We start from the raw sequence: 18,792 nt of genomic DNA on the forward strand, positions 1-18,792 counted from the left end.
CCTGAAGAGGCTGCGGTTCATATCCGCCTATTCTATAGGAAGCAGGTGGGAAAATGACTACTATTTATTGGGTATCGAGTAGCGACGAGTTGGCGGCAGCCATTGGCCGGGCAGAACCTGGTTCTTCGATCTTGTTGGCAGACGGCGTTTACGAACGGAATGAAGATTATATTATTGAAGGCAAAGTAGGATCGGACACCGCAATATTAAGCATTCGCGCTGTAAATAAAGGAAAAGCGACGATCGCTGGAGAATCAAGTATACGCATCTTGAACTCTGCTTATGTAGAGGTATGGGGACTGCATTTCCAGGTCGAGCAGCGCGAATCTATCATTCTGGATGGTTCGCGGCATGTGAGGATTGCACGGAATAGATTTGAGCCGCGACAGGTTGGGGCGGAGTATAGCCTGCTGTCTGTGCTGGGAAGCGGCAGCGGCTGGAACCGGATCGAACGCAACGAGTTCGGGCCAAAAGCCGACCTCGGGCCGCTCGTTATTTTTGATGGCGACGGTGAACAAATCTCGCAGCATGATGTCATTGAATATAATTATTTTCATCATATAGGCCCGCGTGTCGTCAATGGGCTTGAAGCGATCCGGCTCGGCCTGTCCGGCATCTCTCTCTCGAACGGCTATATTACCATTCAACACAACCTGTTTGAAAATTGCGACGGAGAGCCCGAGATTATTTCGGTAAAAAGCTGCTATAATACAGTTCGGTACAACACGTTCCTTAACTCCGCCGGCCAAGTGACAGCGCGTCACGGACATGGAAATCGCTTTCATAATAATGTATTTATCGGCGATGGCGTGAAGGAAGAAATAGGCGGATTTCGCATTTACGGCAACGACCATCACATTTTTGAAAACTATATGGAAAACTTGACGTTGGATGCGCTGCTCATTGACGGCGGCAACTACGATGGCGGATCGGACGGCTATCCCGAGGCGCCGACGCAGGAGGAACTGAGGAAACATTGGCGCGTCTATCGAGCCAGTGTAGTGAATAATACGATTGTCAATTGTCGTCACGGCATTACGCTCGGCAAGCGGATTCCTTATGCGCCGGAGCAATGTGTAATCGCTTACAATCGAATATGTGGCAAGGAGCAGCCGGCCATCTATGAATACCGGCCGTCTCCGGCGGTTTGTATTAACAATCATAAAGCGGATGTCGCGGATATTCGTTGTCCGGCTATTCTGACAAGAATTGACGTCGGTCCCGACTCCGAATAAAACTAACATGGAGGAGAACCTATGGCCCAAACTCGAAACCGGTGGACAATCTATCTGAAACAGCTCCGGCATAAAAATCGCAGTGTATACATGACCTGGATGCTTTCCTACGTCTCGGTGCTGCTCGTGCCCATTCTGATCAGCGGCGTTATATACGGCGCGACGCTGAACGTTGTAAAGGCTGAAATTAACCGTGCCAACCAATCTATTCTTCTTCAGATGGAGCAAGCCATAGATAGCCAGTTCAAAGGAATCGAGAATCTAAGCCTCGAGGTGAGCCTCAACAGGCGAATCGCAGCATTTATTTCGGCCGATACCAATCTGTCTGATTCGGACCACTACGATGTATACCAAATCGCTAATGATTTGCGCGTATACGAAATCGCTAACGATTTTCTTGAAGGTATTTATATTTACTACAAAAATAGCGATACGGTCATCGCCCGCAACAACCGTATGAACATCGAAGCGTTATACGACCATATTCGCCTTGAAGAGCATATGCCGTTCCAGTCGTTACGAGAATATTTTGACCAAGGGTACATTAAAGGCTACCACTCCGTTGTTGTGTCTGAAGAGAATGAGTGGCGGCCTACGGTCATGTATGCCCAAAATGTGAACTCAACAATCATGAATCAACCTGGAGCTGTCTTGCTGTTCATGATTGACCGCAGTAAGCTGCTAGAGCAAGCTTCGGCGCCTGAGAAAGGTACGATCTTTATTCTGGATAAAGACAACCGGTTCATTGCGTCTACGGGCGATTCGCTGTCGGAACCTGCTCTATTATACAGCGATATGTCGAAAGAATCGGGGCAACTTGAGATCGAGACTGACGGTCACCGGCTTGTTGCATCCTACACAACCTCATCCATTACGGGATGGAAATATGTGATGACGCTGCCGGCGAACGTATATCACCAGAAGATGAACGTGGTAGAGCAATTGACGATCGCCAGTATCTTGCTTTGCCTTATTGTTGGCGGTGGCGTTACGTATTGGCTCCTCAAACGGAACTACCTGCCGATCCATGCGCTGATCCAGAGCTTGTCGTTCAAGGCGGGTTTTACCTTTGATCGCGGCTCCAATGAATACTCCTTTCTGGAGCAGGCGCTGAGCAGCACCTTCCATGAGAAGGAGGAGCTTCATTACAAGCTGAATCAGCATAACAATACACTCAGATCGCACTTTTTGCAGCGGCTGCTGAAGGGGCAACTCGACAGCCATATCCCGTTGCACGAATCGTTCTCAGCCTATGATCTGCGTTTCCCGCTGGGCGGATTCTCTGTTATTTTGCTGCGCATCGAGCACTTCGGCAAGTTCCATCGGAAGGATGAGGATCAGGTCCATAATAAGCGGTTGCTGCAATTCCTGATCGCCAACGTGGTCGAGGAGGTCGCGCGAAAGTCAGTAAACGCCTATGCGGTAGAGCTGGACCAGGAGTTGCTCGCCTGCATCGTCAACCATCAGCTTGCATCGCCGACGGAGCAGCGGGGGGAGCTGGCGCACATCGCGGAAGAAACGATGTCGTTCATCTCCAATCATGCCCATGTCCAGTTGACCGCTGCCATCAGCGCACAACAGCAGGGCGAATATGGCATCTTCCAGGCGTTCCAGGAAGCGATTGAGGCGATGGAATACCGTATCATTGCAGGCAGCGGGGGCATTATTCATTATGGGGACCTGAGCGGCAACGACAACCTAGGGGCTGCTCCAGGTGGTTATTTTTATCCGCTCAAGGCCGAGCAGCAATTGATCGTTATGGTTCGCGAAGGGCAGCTTGATAAGGCGAAAACCTTCGTCGGGGAGATCATTCAGAAAAATGTGACGACGGAGCCGTTTCCTTTTCATACTGCCAAATGTCTCATGTTCGATCTAATGGCTACGCTGCAAAAAGTAATCGGCGAAATCCGCATCGCGGGCAAGCCGGATATGCCTGACGGAGTGCGCGCCATCGAACGCCTGATGCAATGCCAGACGGTAGGGGAGATGCGCAGCCAGCTTTACGATATGCTAGAGCTTCTGTGCGGCTACGTTAATAATAACCGCGAATACTGCAGCAATCCGCTAATCGATAAGGTCATGAAATATGTCAACGAGTATTACCAGGACGAGAACCTGAACATTTCGATGATCGGGGAAGCCTTCTCCATGACGCCATCGTATGTTTCCAAACTGTTCAAGGAACTTGCCGGCGAATCTCTGCTCGATTATATTAACAAGACGCGGCTGGTGCAGGCCAAATTGCTGCTTATCGGCGGGAAATATACGGTCAGCGAAATATCGCTGAAGGTTGGTTACAACGATGTGAATACCTTCCATCGTATATTCAAAAAATTTGAAGGGATAACGCCCGGGCGCTACAGGGAAGTCAAGTAGCTCTAGGGCTTTTCTTTTCAAGAAAAAGTGGCATACATGCGGTTTTGTTACCCTCATTTTTGAGAAATTGCAGTATATTTTAGGTTTTAACGATGGCTTGCGGCACCGGATTAACGTTATGTTGAAAGCGTATTCACACCAACATATTCGAGACGAAAAGAACGGAGGGCACAATGGCGAAAAATCGCAACGTCAAGACTCATAAGAGGCTGCAGCTCACACTGGGGATCGCAATGGTACTTTCATTGTTGTTAACCGCATGCTCTAGTAATGGGGGCTCTGGAAACAAGCGTAAGACAGAGCCGACTCAAAGCGCCGTCAGCAATAAGGGCGGCGATGGCGTAAGCAAAGGCAACGAGGGATCGGATAAGCCGGTGTATCCGCTGGATACAAAAGATACTTTCTCATACTGGGCTCCAATCAACGGAAACCTGATTACATTTACAACGAATCTGGCGGAAGCGCCGATCGGGAAGGCGATTGTTGAAGCTACCGGCGTGAAAGTGAACTACATCCATCCGACCGAAAGTCAAGCTGAAGAGCAGTTTAATTTGTTGCTGGCTTCCAGCAAGCTGCCGGATGTGCTGGAGTACGACTGGAGTATTTATCCGGGTGGACCGGAAAAGGCGATTTCAGACGGGGTTATCGTACCGCTAAACGATTTGATCGACCAATATGCGCCTAACCTGAAGAAGATGCTGGAAGCTAATCCAGAGCTGGATAAAATGGTGAAGACCGACAGTGGCCAATATTACGTCTTCCCGATGGTGCGAAACGAGGAAGGATTAGTCTTCCGCGGACCAATGCTGCGCAAAGATTGGTTGGATGAGCTAGGGCTGCAATTGCCTGTAACGATAGACGATTGGCATAAGGTTCTGACGGCGTTCAAAGAGAAAAAAGGCGCCGTAGCCCCGCTGACGGCGCTATACGCGAACAAAATGAATTTGCAGGACGCGTTCTTCGGCGCATACAAAACATCGCACGGCTTCTATATTGACGACCTAGGCAAAGTGAAATACGGTCCGTTAGATCCGCAATACAAGGATGTTATGACGCTGTTCCGCCAGTGGTATTCCGAAGGGCTGATTGATAAAGACTTCCCGATCGTCGAACGCGACACGCTGGATAAGCGGCTTCTGAACGGTGAGTCCGGCGCGACTGTTTTCCTGCTGGGCGGCGGCATGGGCAAATGGCTGGAGTCCGGTAAATCCCAAAATCCGGCTTTTGATCTTGTAGCGGCTCCTTATCCGGTATTGAAAGCAGGCGAAAAACCGTTCACCGGACAGCGCGATTTCAAATATAACCCGAAAGCAAGCGCGGCCGTGACGACATCGGCGAAAGACCTGGAAACGATCGTAAAATGGCTGGACTTCGCATTTAGCGAGCAAGGAACCATGATGTACAACTTCGGCGTTGAAGGCGAAAGCTACACAATGGACAACGGCGTTCCGAAATTTACCGATATGATCGTAAAAAACGATAAGTACACTTCACAGCAGATGTTGGCGCAGTATACGGTTCCGAACGGTCCATTTCCGATGCATGAGCAAAAAACGACCAACACGTTCCCACAACAGGACGAGGCGGTCCAGATTTGGTCGGAGACTGATGCGGCGAAACATATTTTGCCCGCGTTCATTACGCCTACTGTAGATGAGAGCAAGAAGGTAGCGCAGACGATGACGGCAATCAACACGTATCTGGAAGAAATGTTCATCAAATTTGTAATGGGCAACGAGCCGCTCGACAAGTTCGACAGCTTTGTAAAGCAGCTGGAAGATATGGGGATTCGTGATGTAATCGACATCTATCAAGGCGCTTTGGATCGCTACAACAACAGATAACTCCATGTATCGTCCCACGGCTGGCTGCAGGCTGCCGTGGGGCAAGGGAATGGTGCAGCCATCCCCTGCCGATAATGCTGGATTTGGATAGGAGGAGTAGGAGATGGCTCAATTGAAGCTGGGACGCAGCAAAGTCACGCATGCCGGTCGTCTGCCGCTTAATATTGCGAAAGACATGGTTAAGAACAAGTATTTGTACATGATGCTTACTCCTGTTTTGTTATATTTCATTATTTTTCATTATTTCCCGATGTACGGTTCGATTATTGCGTTCAAGGATTTTAACCCCCGGCTTGGAATCGGGGGCAGCGCGTGGGTAGGACTTGAGCATTTCAAAGACTTTTTTGGCGGTATGTATTTTTGGCGGGTGTTAAAAAACACTCTGATGATTAGCTTGTACGATCTCATTTTCGGTTTTCCCGCTCCGCTTATTCTCGCCTTGTTGCTTAATGAGGTGAAAAATGCACTGTTCAAGCGTTCGGTTCAGACGATTACTTATTTGCCGCATTTTATTTCGCTTGTCATTATTTGCGGCATGATCAAAGATTTTACGAGCAGTGACGGCGTCATTAACGATATTATCGCATTTTTCGGTGGTGAGCGGGTTACGATGCTGCTGGAGCCGTCTTTTTTCCGGACAATCTTCGTTTCGTCGAATATATGGCAACATATAGGCTGGGGTACAATTATTTATTTGGCCGCGCTGTCTGCGATCGATCTCGAGCAATATGAAGCTTGCAAGATCGACGGGGGTGGACGCTGGAAGCAGATGCTTCATATTACCCTACCCGGTCTGCTTCCCGTTTTCGTTATATTGCTCATCCTGAACATTGGCCGAATTATGAGCGTTGGCTTCGAGAAAGTTATTCTGTTGTACAACCCGACCACTTATGTGACAGGGGATGTCATTTCCTCGTATGTGTACCGGATCGGGCTTCAAGATTTTCAATTCAGTTTCAGCTCCGCTGTCGGATTGTTCAACTCCGTGATTAACTTCGCGCTTGTTATCGGCTCCAACTGGATAAGCCGGAAGTTGAACAATACGGGTTTGTGGTAGAGGAGGGTTCGTATGCGAGTAAGCTTGGGTGAACATATATTCCGGGTTTGCAATACGCTGTTTTTGTCCGCGCTCATGATTGTAACAGTGTACCCAATTCTATACGTGGCATTTGCTTCATTCAGCGAACCAGCGCTGATGATGGCGCATAAGGGCATTCTTTGGAAGCCGCTGGGCTTCTCGCTTGAAACATATGAGGCGGTATTCAGCAACCCGATGATCCTGCTCGGCTACCGCAACACATTATTTATTGTCATTGTAGGCGTGGCTCTCAATTTGCTGCTTACTTCTTTTGCCGCATACGCCTTGTCCAGAAAAACATTGCAATATCGCAAGCAGCTTACGTTGTTTATCGTATTTACCATGTTTTTCAGCGGTGGATTAATTCCGTTCTACTTGCTGGTCAGAGGGTTGGGCATTACGGACACACTGTGGGCGCTGATCCTGCCTACCGCAATAAGCGCATTTAACCTCATTATCATGCGAACATCGTTCGAGGCAGTGCCGGATGCGCTAGAAGAGTCGGCCAAGATCGACGGCGCCAACGACTTTGGCATTCTGTTCCGCATCTTCCTGCCGCTATGCAAGCCCGTGCTTGCAGTGGTAGGCCTGTATTACGGAGTAAGCCACTGGAACTCCTGGTTTAACGCCATGATCTTCCTTCAGGATCGGTCGCTGTATCCGTTGCAGTTGATCCTGCGAGAAATTTTGATTATTGGCGAGGCAAACTCCATGGCGGAAGGAGCCTCCCAGGATGAGATCATCATATTGGGCGAGACATTAAAATACGCCACGATTATGATAGCAACCCTTCCGATTTTTCTGGTCTATCCGCTATTGCAAAAATATTTCGTGAAAGGCGCCTTGATCGGTGCCATTAAAGGTTAGGAGAAGGGGTGGAATTCAGAGATGAGCAATGAAAATGTGAAACTGAAACCATCCGAGCTGACGGCTTGGTGGGATAAAGTGAAAATTAAAGTTGATCATATGATCGAAGCAGGCTGGACAGAAGCGCCGCATGTTTCGGCGGCGGGCAAATATGACCAGATCAAAGTGGATCAGTGGATTTCAGGCTTCTGGCCGGGCATTCTGTGGATTCTGTACGATATGACCGGCGAGCAACGTTATCGGGAGGAGGCGGAGCCTTGGGACGAACGCATGGAGCAATGTTACTTGCGGGACAACCATTTCCACCACGATGTTGGCTTTCAGTTCCTGCCGACATCGGTTATCCGCTACAAGCTGACCGGCGACCCGGACGCTCGGCGGCGCGGGCTGTTCGCCGCCAACTATCTGGCGGGCAGGTACAACCCGGCAGGACAGTTCATTCGAGCCTGGCCCCGCAACCAGACAGGTTGGTCGATCATCGATTCGATGATGAATTTGCCGCTTCTGTTCTGGGCGAGTGAAGAAAGCGATGATCCGCGCTTCAAGCATATTGCGGTCGCCCATGCAGATATGGTGCTTCGCTCATTCATCCGAGGCGACGGCTCGGTGCATCATATCGTTATCTTCGATCCGGAGACGGGCGAAGTGGAGCGTTATGACGGCGGACAGGGCTTCGCGCCGCAATCGTCCTGGTCGCGGGGCCAAGCTTGGGCGCTCTACGGGATGAGCTGCGCTTACCGCTATACGGGAGCAGCGCGTTACTTGAATGCGGCGAAGGGGGTGGCGCATTATTTCATCAGCGCGTTGGCGGAAGACGATGTGCCACATTGGGATTTCCGTGCGGCGACCGACTTGACGGACGAGCCGCGCGACACCTCAGCGGCGAGCTGCGCAGCATCTGGCTTGATCGATATCGCGTCGCAGGTGGCTCCTGAGGAAGCCGCTTTATATCAGCGCGCGGCCACGCGCATTCTTCGCTCGCTGTCGAACAACTACAGTGCGCTCGACAAGCCGGAGTATGAAGGCATCCTGCTCGGCGCAACCGGTCATAAGCCAGTCAATACCAACATCAACGTATCGCTGATTTACGGCGATTACTATTATATTGAAGCTTTGGCGAAGAGCAAAGGCTGGAGCCAGCATGTTTTTTAAGCGGAATCAAAGGCCGTAATCACGATGCCGGGAGGACAGGAAGCTCCTCCCGGCTTCCGTATTCTTGAGAGGAGGTGCCAGACGGAACGAAGGGAATAATTCAATAACCATCATTTCATAATGGAAAGGATGAAAATGAATTATGGGAACCAAAAGTATGACGTGCATTATTTTGATCTGTATGCTGGTTGCGTTAATACCAGGAACGGCGAGGGCGGCTGATACGAAGTTCACAATTGGCAGCTCCAGCGTGACGGCGAGCGGAGATGACGGCAACGTTCCAGCCAACACGGTGGACGGTGATTTCTTAACACGTTGGTCGGCGAATGGCGACATGCAATGGATCCAGTACGATTTGGGCGTAAATCGCAAAGTGTCTTTCATCAAAATTGCATTTCTGAATGGGTCAAGCCGCACTTCTACTTTTGATATTTTGACGTCTACGGACGGTTCCACCTTTACGACCGTCAGCAGCGGAGTTGTGAGCAGCCTTGTGGAAGGTCTGCAAGCGTTCGATTTTCCGGATGTCGATTCTACCCGCTATGTGAGGATCGTTGGGCACGGCAATTCCTCCAACCTGTGGAACAGCTATTCTGAAGTTGAACTCTACGGCACCGCGAGCGGATCTCCGCCAGGCGCAAGCAAGTTGGCGATTACCGTGCCACAACTTATGGCCAGCGGAGATGACGGCAATATCGTCGCGTATACAATCGACGGCGATCTTAACACACGCTGGTCAGCGAGTGGCGAAGGGGAGTGGGTCCAATACGACCTTGGATCGAGCAAGCGGGTGGAATACGTGAAGATCGCCTTCACCAACGGGGCGGAGCGAACTTTCGCTTTTGATATCCAGACTTCATATGATGGCTACAACTTCAGTACAGTGCTTTCGGGAGCGGTCAGCAGTCTGAGCAACAGCTTGCAGACGTTTGATTTTGCCGATGTTGCCCCCGTCCGCTACGTTCGTATTGTTGGCCATGGCAACTCGGTGAACGCCTTGAACAGCTTTGCCGAGGTTGAAATTTATGGTAGTGATTCAAGCGGCAGCGGTAGCGAAGGGACGGTCGTCGAAGTTAGCACTTCCACGCAGTTGGCTGCCGAGCTTGCAACCGCTACGGCGGGTAAAACGATTGTGTTGGCAAACGGCACGTATTCGCGTACAAGCCCGTTTGCTGTTCAGAACAAAAACGGCACTGCCAACGCGCCAATCGTCATTAAAGCGAAAAACCGCGGTCAGGCTATCATCTCGGGAGCGTCAGGCTTCCGCGTCGAGAACTCCTCGCATGTGGTGCTGGACGGATTAAAGTTTACGAACACAAGCAATGGCGCAGTGGTGTTGGAAGGCTCGCACCATGCGCGACTGACCCGTAATACGTTTGCGCTTCCCAGCTCGGGGAGCGGCCTGATGTGGCTGCAAGTGCGGGGCACGAACAGCCATCATAACCGCATCGACCGGAACGACTTCGGACTGAAGAGCGACACCGAACCGCTGATCGCTTACGAAGGACAGGATGGCTCAGGGCAAATTTCACAATACGATATTATCGAATACAACTATTTCCATGATGTAGGCCCATGGGTTGCTAACGGCAAAGAGACAATTCGTCTCGGCTTGTCGGGTCTTACGCTCTCCCACGGCTATAATACGATACAATACAATGTATTTCAGAATTGCGATGGAGAGCCGGAAATCATATCGGTCAAGAGCAGCAGCAATTCGGTGCGCTTCAATACATTCCGCACGTCCAAGGGCAGCCTGACGCTGCGGCATGGCCATAACAACAGCGTATATGGTAACTTCTTCCTCGGGGACGGTGTGGAGTCGGATCAGGAAGGCATCCGGATGTTCGGCAATGACCATAAGATTTATAACAACTACTTTGAGAATTTGACTGGCGAAGCAATCTACTTGCCTAACGGAGACTTTGACGGCGGTACTGGAGGCTCCCCTCCAAATCCGACGGTCGAACAATTGCGCAAACAATGGAAAATTTACCGGGCGCTTATCGTCAACAATACGATTGTAAACAGCAAAACCGGTATCGTCATCGGCTCGGGCAAAGCGTATGCTCCGCAGGATTCCGTCGTGGCGAACAATATTGTATACAACAGCACCGGCACGCTTTATTACGAGGCGGCGACAACGAATACGCTGTTCCAAGGTAACATCGGGTTTGGCAGCACTATTAGCAACATATCACGCAGCTCGGAGCAGATCCGAAATATCAATCCGCTGCTGACTGCGGTGAACGGCATTCAGAAACTGTCCGCGAGCAGCCCGGCAACTGATGCAGCTGTAGGGACATACGCGTTCGTGCTGGCGGATATGGACGGTCAAATGCGGGCGACAGCAGATGTGGGGGCGGACGAATATTCCGGCGCGCCTCTACTGAATCGCCCGCTAGCGGCCGACGATGTGGGGCTGAATACGCCTTAGGATCGATATATGTGCAAGCGTGCCGGCGGTTGGTTCGCCGACATGACTATGTCGATCCATTGATGTATGGAGCAGTCCTGTTATTCACTTCATTTGGAAGGATGGGAGACCATGTTTCACAGCAATTATGGAGCAGCGGGAAAAAACGAGGTGACTGCACATGCATACTAGCACAATGTTGCCGGCTCCGCGTGGCGGCGGCTTCCGTATGGAAGGTTATTGGGTATGGTGCGGTTCCGTCGTGCAGGGCGAGGACGGCAAATTCCATATGTTTGCCTCGCGCTGGCCGAAGACACTGCCGATGCATCCCGGCTGGATGACGGCTTCAGAGATTGTCAGGGCAGACTCGGATACCCCCGAGGGACCGTACCGATTCTGCGAGGTGGCGCTTCCGGCGAGGGGAGCGGAATATTGGGACGGACGCTGCACGCACAACCCCCATATCGTCAAGCACAACAACAAATATTTGCTTTATTATACGGGTTCGACCCATCCTCTAAGCGATCCAGAGCCGCCCGGGAATTTCGGGTTAACCGATCCTCAATGCATCGTGGCGCGGGCGAACAAACGGGTAGGTCTGGCTATAGCGGACAGCGTTTTGGGCCCGTGGCGCAGAGCGGATGAACCGATATTGCCAACACGTCCCGGCCGATTCGATAGCTTTCTGACCTCCAATCCGGCTCCGTGTGTCAGGGAGGACGGATCCGTGCTGCTGATCTACAAGGCACGTCACTACGAAGGCAACCTGCATGGCGGCATGACGATTGGCGTTGCGTATGCGGATCACTACGAGGGGCTGTACCGGGTGCTGAGTGACGAGCCGGTGTTTCCTCCAGAGTCGTTCCATATCGAAGACCCTTTTATCTGGCAAACAAACGAAGGATACAATTTGATCGCCAAAGATATGGAAGGGCATCTATGCGGAGAAAAATACGGCGGCATCTACGCCAAGTCGCCGGACGGACTGAAATGGAGCTTGCATGGGCAGCCGCAAGGCTATTCCCGGACGGTGCGTTGGGATGACGGCACGGTGCAGACGCTGGGCAATCTGGAGCGGCCGTTCCTGTTGTTCCAGAACGGCAAGCCGACTCATTTGTTCGCGGCCGTCTCGGACGGCAGTGATGGTTTTAAGGACGCTTCCGATACGTGGAACATGGTTATACCTTTGAAGCAATGATTCACTGGGGCTGTGGCAGATTATGAACCGGCACGTGGACAAGGGCAATACAGTTATCGTTATCGAGTATAACCTTGACGTCATCAGTCAGGCGGATTGGATTATCGACATGGGGCCTGATGGCGGCAGTAGGGGTGGCCAAATTATATTTGAGGCGAACCTATACATTTCATTTAAGCGAAACATTCTTTCACAGGGAAATATTTAAAATAATCATGGCTTTTCTGATTGAATCAGACTGTTCAAGCACTAAACACTTCCCTTAAAGTTAAACAGGTTATTTAATTAGGCAACTTGTTGGGCCTGAGTTCGGTACTGAACTCAGGCCTTTTAGTTTTGCTTTAATTCGCTTGTTGTTGTAATAATCGATGTAATTTAATAGCTCTTGTTTAAAATGTGCGATACTTTCGAATTCCTTTAAATATAGAAATTCAGATTTAATGATACCAAAGAAGTTCTCGATGACGGCATTGTCGTAGCAGTTACCTTTACGGGACATACTTTGCTTGATGCCGCGTTCTTCGAGAGCATGACGATACTGTTTCATCTGATAGTGCCAGCCTTGGTCAGAATGAATAAGAGATTTATCTTCATCTGATAATCTATCACGATAACTTAGACTATATTTTAAATAACATCTTACGGTTAATAGGATGATCTCTGCTTCAAAACGCTTCCATTTAGACAAATCTAAGTCTGTTTCCAAAATAATTGCCCCATCCCTTAACTTCAGTTCAATCGTCATTAATTTGAGCTATGCACCACAACTCCGCTGCATCGTGCTTGTGATCTTGAGGCGTCCTGCATGCCTGTTGTTCAATACAGAAAATGCAGGAAAATAGAACATACTTCTTTAAATTTTGAACAAAACAATTGACCTTAGGTCAGACCTAGGGTTTATTGTTTAGGTATTCCAAGCCGCATTCCTTAGGAGTGACGCTAACCGGATACTTCACAGGCATTTTGGGTTCTTCGTTCTGAACCATTGAAGTCTATGCTTATAGAGGTGCCTTATTTTGGTGTATTAGTTTTATCGGATTAGGATACTCACTCGGTTCACTATGGGAAAAGCTGCTGCTATCTATTGAGCGATGTCATGTCATAAAGCGAAATGTATTAAGGGAGAGGATGCGGCATGAGTCAAGCGAAAGAGCGGATAACTGCCTTTGATTTTGCAAGAGCATTGGCGATCTTCGGCATGGTAATGGTGAACTATAAGCTAGCGATGCAGGCAGAGAGTGGCGGACCTGCATGGTTGCAAGCGATAGCGGGCCTTTTTGAGGGGAGAGCATCCGCCTTGTTTGTCGTGTTGGCTGGTATTGGGGTGGCATTAATGACCTCGAAAGCCCGTAACTCAATGAGCTGGGAACTCATTCCTCAAATCCGGAACAGCTTGTACAAGAGAGCTGCTTTTCTGTTTATATCTGGCGTGCTTTTATTGCTAATAGGCTGGAGTGCCGATATTTTGCATTATTATGCGGTATTTATGCTTGTAGCTGCAGTCTTGATCACAGTATCCGATAATATAATACTAGTTTTGTTTTCGATAATCCTGATAGCATCGCAGTTGTTTTTAGTCGTATTCGATTACAGCAAGGGATGGGACTCGAGTTTTAAGGAATACATGGGCTTTTGGACGATAGAAGGGTTTACTCGCAATCTGTTATTTAACGGATTTCATCCCATTTTCCCTTGGCTGAGCTTCTTCCTCATCGGCATGTGGATTGGCAGGAAGCGTTGGCTGAATAAGGAAAACCGTTCGAAATTACTAGTATATTCGTTGTCAGGAACGGTTGTTTTTGAATTGATTTCTTTCTTCTTGGTTAAATGGACCTCCCCAGTACTGAGTAAAGAAGCAGCAACTTATCTTTTTGGAACAAAACCGATGCCGCCCACAATGCTGTATGTTTTCTCTGGCATTTGTTCAGCTGTCGCCATCATTGCGATCTGTCTTTATGTGGTCGATAAATTTGAAAATTCCCTTCTGACACAGGCGATGATCCATACAGGACAGTTATCGTTAACCCATTATATCGGGCACGTAGTGATCGGAATTGGTTTTCTTATGACAGTGGGTTATTTGGAAAACGGAAGTCTTTCTTTTGCAATGGCATACGGAACCGTTTATTTCATTATCTCCATTATCTTTTCGAGTCTGTGGAGAAAGTGGATGAAAAGAGGTCCGATTGAGCTGATCATGAGAAAATGGTGCTGAGTGGTGTAAGAGGCTTGAAAAGTAACATGTGACAACTTATTATTCAATGAACGTTGAGGGAAGATGCCGTCCATTGTTATCGTTTTAGCTACGCTCCCTTGGACGGTCCAACAGGAGGCTTTTTTAGCAAAGAAGGTACAATGGCCATAGTAGTAAAATGAAGTTAGCGAGGGGGGGAAGAAGTATGTCTTTATTCTCACAAACGATAACTGACTTTTGGCGGACGCAATTTTTGAACGGAGTCATCCTCTATACCGATGAAGTCGCTACTGTTGCCATCAACACGAACCTGGATAAAGACAGTCTGGTTATGGCGGTCCTGATGCATGCGATGGCCGATAATGTAGGCCTTTATCAACGACAAGACCTGTCTGAGAAGATCATTCGCCGAAAATTGAATGAAGCGGGAGTCACTCTGCATAGCGGAGATTATCTTTTTTATTTTTCAGAAGCCGATGAGAACGTCTTGCTGCAAGAAAACCTGAAAGGAGACTTTCACTGGTTAACCGAGCAAGATGAGGCGGCTTTCTCCGAGTTCGAATCCTGGCATATATGGAAGCTGAATTATTCCAAATTGTCATTGCGTACCTTTTCCCGTTCCTTTAAATATAGCAGCTCAAATCGATCATCATTTCGTTTATAGAGTTCCGTGTCAGTGAGGCTAAAAGCATTACGTTGGGAGCTTCCATTGGTGATTGGTTTATCTCTCAATGGGGAATACATCCGCTCATATGAAGTGGAATCATATTCGTTTTGCTTGCTTTCATGTTGATTATGATAAAAATTAAAGCTTTTAGTTCAAGAGCCACATAAGACCCTTTTTTGAAGCCCAACAGGCGCTACTATAACGGCAGCCTGTTGGGCTAGATGTATTGTCAAGCCAAGTGCGGGAGCGGACCTCCTTGGAACGCTGTTTTATCGATTTACCCACTCATCCATGGGCCGTTTTCTATTCTCTCAACAGTCGTGTTAGTGGAATACACTTGTGCAGAGTATCTGTTTTAAAAAACTATAAGTGATTCCTTTTTAAGGTTAATGTAAGGTTCCTTTAAAACTCGTGTAAAGTAAGAGCTTTATACTAGTCTTTGTACATACTCGAGAATCTACGATCATGATTAGGAACATATCATTAGGAGGAGCAACATGAATAAACTTAAACATTGGAATACTAAACTACCGAAGTGCATGATTGCCGGCAGTCTTGTTGTCGCATTAAGCACAGGCCCTGTTTTCGGGACGGGGATAGCGATGGCGGCGAAACCAACGATTCAGAACGATTCGTTGCTAGAAGCCGATGCGGCTGTTCATCAGCTTGCGCGCTATCAAGTAGACGCAAGGCTTGATGAGAAGAAGATGACAATTCACGGTACAGAAACTGTGACCTATCGAAACAACACGAAGGATACACTGGACAATATTGTATTTCACACCTTTGCAGATGCAAACCGTTCAAAGGAAACACAGTCGGGTATGTTCGAAAATACAAATGAACGAATGGCAAAGGAAAATCCGGATAAGAAACCTGAAGATTTCCTGGGCGGCATAGACATCAACAATGTGAAGTCGTTAGGTCAACCCTTGAAGTTCGATAATACGAATCAGGCACTTAAGGTTGCATTGGGACAAGCATTGCAGCCCGGGCAATCTATCACACTAGAACTTGAATTCGACGTAAAAATTCCTTATGGCTCACAGCGGTTGTCCCATTACAAGAATATCATCAATGGCGCTCATTGGTTCCCTGTGCTTTCGGTCTATAACCCTGCAGATCATACGTGGGACAAAACTCCTTACAGCACTACATTTGAATCCGATTATTATGATTCTGCGGATTATCAGGTAACCATGAATGTACCCGCCGATTACCAGGTTTCCATGCCTGGAACACTGACCGTACAGGATGCCGAAGCAGGCCGCAAGATGGTAACGGCCACTGCGAATAATACGAGAGAATTTGTCTTCTTCACGAGTCCAGATTTTAAAGTAGAAAGTGTTACACGAGATGGTCTGACCATACAATACTATTACTTTGATAATCAGAAAGACAAAAAACAGATTATCGATCAATATATTGATCAAGCGTTTAAAGTCATTAACTTCTTCAGCGAAAAATATGGTAAATATCCTTATCCGGAGTTCAGAATTGTTGAATCGTACGTTGAAGGGATCGCTGTTGAATTTTCGCGAATGATTCAGATGGGCATGATCGAGGGTCAGCCAGATATTTCAAACCATTCAGCATTTGTCCATGAAATTGCGCATCAATGGTTCCACGCATTAATTGGAAATAATTCTGAGAAGGAATCATTTCTAGATGAAGGATTTGCCGATTTCTCTATGGTTTATTTCTATGAGAAACAAGGAAATCCGTTAAATGGATTCAAGGTGATTCAATTCGATGAAGTATCGTTAGATAGTCCGCTTGATGCGACCAATGATAAGGTTGGCGATTCTCCCGACGCCATTTTTTATAAAAAAGGCCGTCAAGCCATCTATGAATTGTATCGTACGCTTGGCGAAGAGAAGTTTGATGAGTTGATGCAGACATATTTTGACCGGTATGTATACAAAAATGCGACGATCGAAGGACTGCTTCAGGTTGTTGAGAACAAAGCGGGCAAAAAGATCAGAGATGATTGGGAAGCGGATTTGCGCCAGCCCAATTATTCTTTGAAGTCTGAATATCGTCTAACAGCGGACGAGGAAGCCGCTTATATGTACGAGCAATTTAAATCAATATACCATTCGGTGTTTGTGCAGTTTCCAGAGGTTCCGTCTGAAACGATGAGCCGAATTATCGATAAAACGTTGCAGGGCGAGCCGCTAACGATTATCTTGAGCGACCGTTTGACATCGGACAAAGCAACAAAACAACAGGATCAATTGCTCAACCAGTTTCAAGGCTTCTTCCAAATAGCAGGAATAAAGCCAACGATTATAACGGAACGTCAAGTATTAAAAAACAAGCTTAAGAAGGAGCTAGGGGACAGTAATATCATTGTCATAGGCAAACCGGATGCGAATGGGTTTGTACAAGCCTTGAAGTCCGGCATCATCAAGCGTGCTGATACAGTCGGTTTTAAATGGCAGGAAATCATGAATAAGTCTAATCAATCCGGAGCCTACATTATCAAACATCCGTATAACCAGAATCGTCTCATGTTGCATTATTTTTGGACAGGGGACCAATTGAGTGATCAGACGGAAGATCCATTTATGGCTAAAGCATTGGAATCATTGAATTTTTCAAACCATTTCTATCAATATTATGTTCTGAATAACACAGGTAAGAGCAGCAGCGAACAAAAGATCGAAAATCCGTATGCGAAACTATTTGCAGAATAATAAATCACAGGGCAGTCTTAGTCCCGAGGGAGTTCCATGGCAGCCAAAACGTAGCGAACTTGGATAATTTCAAGAACACCGGTTAATTTGGGCTTGCTCAAAGTTAACCGGTGTTCTTTTTTATTTTTACGAGCTTTAAAATTGGAGAAAATTCTGTGACTTTTAATTGACACTAAACATAGAGGAATATGTTGAGCAAGAGAATGGAGAAGAGGAGGCTATGTTTTCATGGACAAGCGAGGACAAGATGAGAATATAACCATTAACCTGCATTTGACTGGTTTATCAATTGATGATAACGATTTAAAAATTCAGATGTAATTACTTTAAATATAGAGAAAAAAAGAGAATGTGCCGAACGATTCTTACTTAGCCATTATCCTGAAGCCTTAATAGATTGATAATAGCTCGGCATATATCCAAGATATATCTTAGGTCAAACCTAAAGGTCAAGATATCGATCGGCAAAACTTTATTTTTAGAATGAAACACAATGCAGGTTGACAAGATCAGACCACAATTGTACTATTTAAGTGTGACTACAGATGTAGTCATAACTTGATTTTGGAGGGTTTAGGCATGACAAAAATACCACCCATCACGGATGCGGAGCTCGAGGTGATGCGCGTATTGTGGGCCAGTCCGAATTGTCCTTCCAGCCAGGTCGTCAAGCAATTGGCGGAACAAGTGGGGTGGAGCCCGAATACGACAAGGACGCTCCTGAACCGTTTAGTGCAGAAAGAAGCGGCGGGAACAACACAGGAAGAGGGATCCAAACGGAACTTTTTGTTCTATCCGCTCATCAGCGAACAAGAATATTTGAAGTCGGAGACTAAATCGTTCATGAAGAAACTGTATGGCGGCGCCTTGAAACCCATGCTCGCTAATTTTTTGCAGGATAAGAAGCTGAACGAGAAAGAAATTGATGACTTGAAAGCTTTGTTTGACGAGAGTCGCAACAACGATGATCGATAAGAAAATTGATAAAGGTAGAACCATTTAGCCTAACGTCGAACCGCCGCGTAAATCGCGGTTTTTTTATTAGTATAATTCCACAAAATTACTC

At 47.7% G+C, this 18,792-nt stretch carries 12 protein-coding genes and 2 pseudogenes; 13 read left to right on the plus strand and 1 reads right to left on the minus strand.

Translation table 11 applies throughout. From position 1 onward, the window contains the following. The first annotated feature begins 53 nt into the window (after positions 1 to 53). The 9 genes and pseudogenes from NST34_RS16545 to NST34_RS16585 all read left to right on the plus strand — a co-directional run. Positions 54 to 1,235, plus strand: coding sequence for a polysaccharide lyase 6 family protein (locus NST34_RS16545; protein WP_341128312.1), 1,182 nt, complete (start codon positions 54 to 56; stop codon positions 1,233 to 1,235). 21 nt (positions 1,236 to 1,256) lie between these two features. Further along, complete coding sequence (locus NST34_RS16550; RefSeq protein WP_341128313.1) at positions 1,257 to 3,611, plus strand: AraC family transcriptional regulator; 2,355 nt, start codon at positions 1,257 to 1,259, stop codon at positions 3,609 to 3,611. Positions 3,612 to 3,784: 173 nt separating this feature from the next. Then, positions 3,785 to 5,455, plus strand: a complete 1,671-nt coding sequence (locus tag NST34_RS16555) for an extracellular solute-binding protein (protein WP_341128314.1) — start codon at positions 3,785 to 3,787, stop codon at positions 5,453 to 5,455. A 103-nt stretch (positions 5,456 to 5,558) separates the two neighbouring features. Further along, positions 5,559 to 6,512, plus strand: coding sequence for an ABC transporter permease (locus tag NST34_RS16560; protein ID WP_042188470.1), 954 nt, complete (start codon positions 5,559 to 5,561; stop codon positions 6,510 to 6,512). A 12-nt stretch (positions 6,513 to 6,524) separates the two neighbouring features. Beyond that, positions 6,525 to 7,400: a carbohydrate ABC transporter permease gene (locus tag NST34_RS16565; RefSeq protein ID WP_341128315.1), complete on the plus strand. Its 876-nt coding sequence runs from the start codon at positions 6,525 to 6,527 to the stop codon at positions 7,398 to 7,400. Positions 7,401 to 7,421: 21 nt separating this feature from the next. Further along, positions 7,422 to 8,552, plus strand: a complete 1,131-nt coding sequence (locus NST34_RS16570; RefSeq protein ID WP_445667667.1) for a glycoside hydrolase family 88 protein — start codon at positions 7,422 to 7,424, stop codon at positions 8,550 to 8,552. A 157-nt stretch (positions 8,553 to 8,709) separates the two neighbouring features. After that, on the plus strand, positions 8,710 to 10,989 hold the full coding sequence (locus NST34_RS16575) for a chondroitinase-B domain-containing protein (RefSeq protein ID WP_341128316.1): 2,280 nt from the start codon (positions 8,710 to 8,712) through the stop codon (positions 10,987 to 10,989). A 175-nt stretch (positions 10,990 to 11,164) separates the two neighbouring features. Beyond that, positions 11,165 to 12,166 carry a glycoside hydrolase family protein gene (locus NST34_RS16580; RefSeq protein WP_341128317.1) on the plus strand — a complete coding sequence of 334 codons (1,002 nt, stop codon included), beginning with the start codon at positions 11,165 to 11,167 and terminating at the stop codon, positions 12,164 to 12,166. Between the two features lie 10 nt (positions 12,167 to 12,176). Then, positions 12,177 to 12,379, plus strand: a pseudogene (locus NST34_RS16585) (hypothetical protein); the annotation flags it as partial. A 64-nt stretch (positions 12,380 to 12,443) separates the two neighbouring features. Here the strand turns inward: NST34_RS16585 and NST34_RS16590 are convergent. After that, positions 12,444 to 12,767: pseudogene (locus tag NST34_RS16590) on the minus strand (IS3 family transposase); the annotation flags it as partial. A gap of 534 nt (positions 12,768 to 13,301) precedes the next feature. Here NST34_RS16590 and NST34_RS16595 point away from each other — a divergent pair. The 4 genes from NST34_RS16595 to NST34_RS16610 all read left to right on the plus strand — a co-directional run bounded on the left by NST34_RS16595 (position 13,302) and on the right by NST34_RS16610 (position 18,701). Further along, positions 13,302 to 14,381, plus strand: coding sequence for a DUF418 domain-containing protein (locus NST34_RS16595; RefSeq protein ID WP_341128318.1), 1,080 nt, complete (start codon positions 13,302 to 13,304; stop codon positions 14,379 to 14,381). A 184-nt stretch (positions 14,382 to 14,565) separates the two neighbouring features. Next, entirely contained in the window at positions 14,566 to 15,024 is a 459-nt protein-coding gene (locus NST34_RS16600; protein ID WP_341128319.1) for a hypothetical protein, read from the plus strand. Between the two features lie 500 nt (positions 15,025 to 15,524). Further along, positions 15,525 to 17,726 carry a M1 family metallopeptidase gene (locus NST34_RS16605; protein ID WP_341128320.1) on the plus strand — a complete coding sequence of 734 codons (2,202 nt, stop codon included), beginning with the start codon at positions 15,525 to 15,527 and terminating at the stop codon, positions 17,724 to 17,726. 579 nt (positions 17,727 to 18,305) lie between these two features. Then, positions 18,306 to 18,701, plus strand: a complete 396-nt coding sequence (locus NST34_RS16610) for a BlaI/MecI/CopY family transcriptional regulator (RefSeq protein WP_076283655.1) — start codon at positions 18,306 to 18,308, stop codon at positions 18,699 to 18,701. Positions 18,702 to 18,792 lie beyond the last annotated feature (91 nt).

It is taken from the genome of Paenibacillus sp. FSL H7-0714, assembly GCF_038003765.1.
Taxonomy (GTDB): domain Bacteria; phylum Bacillota; class Bacilli; order Paenibacillales; family Paenibacillaceae; genus Paenibacillus_AQ.